Origin of the sequence: Clostridium pacaense, assembly GCF_020709765.2 — a bacterium.
Lineage (GTDB): Bacteria > Bacillota > Clostridia > Lachnospirales > Lachnospiraceae > Enterocloster > Enterocloster hominis.
In genome coordinates this window covers 1-565 of sequence record NZ_JAJFEB020000066.1, presented here as the reverse complement: position 1 = coordinate 565, position 565 = coordinate 1, and the positions used below count along the sequence as shown (strand labels likewise).

The 565-nt window shown below is 36.1% G+C and carries 1 protein-coding gene; it reads left to right on the top strand.

The window, feature by feature from the left end; translation table 11 throughout:
* On the top strand, positions 1-472 hold a 472-nt coding region (locus LK536_RS58485), incomplete at its 5' end, for a group II intron maturase-specific domain-containing protein (protein ID WP_506092300.1).
* Positions 473-565 lie beyond the last annotated feature (93 nt).

Sequence of the window (565 nt, the reverse complement as noted above, 5' to 3'; positions counted from 1 at the left end):
TCTGAAAAAGGGTAGCGAATGGAAAGTAAAACCAACCACAGAAAAGAAAAAGAAGTTAAAGCAGAAAGTGAGTGAATACCTCAAAAGAAATAAGGCAATCGCCCGACCACTTGCGGAAACAATCAAGCGAGTAAACGAGATTGCAAGAGGTTGGATTAACTATTTCAGAATCGGAATGATGAAAAGATTTATGGATGATTTCGGTCAATGGTTAAGGCATAAAATTCGAGTGATAGTGATGAAACAATGGAAAACGCCAAAGACTATTTATAGAAACCTATGCTATATGAACGGAAAATATAAATGTGGATTTGACCATGAATCAATCTATAAAGTTGCAAACTCAAGACTTGGATGGTACAGACAGAGTGGAATGAATGTAGTTAATTTTATCATTAGCCCAACGGTGCTTGAAACAAAAATAAAGGACGGAGCTGGTTTGCTCAATCCTTTAAATTATTATCTAAGATAAGTTGGAATATAAGTTGTAGAGCCGTATACGAGACCCGTACGTACGGTTCAACGAGAGGGAAATAATTCTTAGCAATTATTTCCCTACTCTATT